This window comes from Nocardia sp. NPDC058658 (assembly GCF_042716665.1).
Taxonomy (GTDB): Bacteria; Actinomycetota; Actinomycetes; order Mycobacteriales; family Mycobacteriaceae; genus Nocardia.
The window spans coordinates 1-1564 of sequence record NZ_JBHXRR010000054.1; the positions used below are offsets into that span (position 1 = coordinate 1).

Genomic DNA, 1564 nt, shown 5'->3' on the forward strand with positions numbered 1-1564 from the left:
CTCGGCTGGGGTATCCCAGCCGAGCGTCTTGCGTGGACGACCATTGAGCTCCTGGGCGACGTGCTCGAGATCGGCAGGACCGAACACGCTCAGATCGGTGCCCTTCGGGAAGTATTGGCGCAGAAGACCGTTCGTGTTCTCGTTGCTGCCGCGCTGCCAGGGTGAGTGGGGGTCACAGAAGTAGACCGCCATGTCGGTGGCCATCGAGAACTGCTTGTGCCGGGCCATCTCGCAACCTTGATCCCAGGTCAGCGAACCACGCAAATGGGCAGGCAGGGTCGAGATCGTCGCGATCAGGCCATCGCGGACGGTTTCGGCGTCGTGCCCGCGGGGCAGATGGACCAGCATCGTGTAGCGGGTTGCGCGTTCGACCAGGGTGGCAATCGCGGTGTGGTTGCCCGCCCCCATGATCAGATCTCCTTCCCAGTGACCGGGCACTGCCCGATCCTCGACTTCGGCGGGCCGGTCGCTGATCATGACCATGTCATCGACAAACCGCGGATTACGCTGATCCGGTGACCGCTGGGGTTTGCGGCGTGTCCGCCCCGACCGAAGTGCTTGCACCAGTTCACGTTTCAGACCGCCACGGGCCTGGAAGTAGAGTGCCTGGTAGATCGTTTCGTGGCTCACCCGCATGCTTTCGTCGTCGGGAAAGTCCTCACGGAGCCGGTTGGTGATCTGTTCCGGTGAATGCCGCTGACGCAAACGGTCGGCGACCTCGGTCCGCAAGGCCTGGTTGGTCACCAGTTTGGACTCCTTCGGCCGCGCGCGTGTTACCGCGGCTACTCGATGCGCTTGATAGGGCAGGTAGCGGCCCTCGACGCGGTGAGCGCGGACCTCACGTGACACCGTGGACTTGTTCTTGCCGATCCCGGTCGCGATCGCGGTGATCGTCATATCCACCGCCAATCCATCGGCGATGGCGAGCCGATCATCTAGTGACAGGTAGCGGGCATCGATCGGGGTCGGCTCGGCGATAGCGGTGGTGCTCACCGGTTGTTGATACCGGCTGACGGTACCGGCGCGGTAATCGACGACAGTGCCGTCTGGACGGATCCGCTTATCGTTGCTGCGGCGGATACCGGCTGCCCAGTCCTCGCCGGTTCGGGAGTGCACCCCGACCTCTGCGGCGGCTCGTACCACTGACCAGCCCTCACCAGTCAACTCCAAGAACCGTGCCCTGGCCTCGGCTTTCCCGCGAACCGCTCGCTCGGCGGCGATCAGGCCGGCGGCGACGAGGATTCGGCGGGCGACCGAGTGCGATGCACCGACCGCTTTCGCGGCCTGGTTCACCGAGCCGGTCTTGTCGAACACCTCCGCTACCACCGCTGGGTCCGGTGCCGGTCGGTGCGAGCGAGGGCTACCAGCACCACGACCGACTGCCCGCAGCACCGCGTAAGCGCGCCCGCGCCCGATCCCCAATGCCTCAGCGGCTTCTTTCACCGGTACTCCGGACTCGACCAGCCGGGTCAGCTGGCTGCCACAGCGTTCCACGTCCTCTGAAAACGACACGGTCGTCGCAACCTCTCAATCGAGAGTGTTGCGACGACCGCTAGAACCCGCC

The 1564-nt window shown here is 65.0% G+C and carries 1 protein-coding gene; it reads right to left on the reverse strand.

Annotated features, from left to right (window positions below; translation table 11 throughout):
• A partial coding sequence (locus tag ACFWUP_RS31310; RefSeq protein WP_379239600.1) for an IS30 family transposase occupies positions 1-993 on the reverse strand: 993 nt, incomplete at its 3' end.
• Positions 994-1564: the final 571 nt, after the last annotated feature.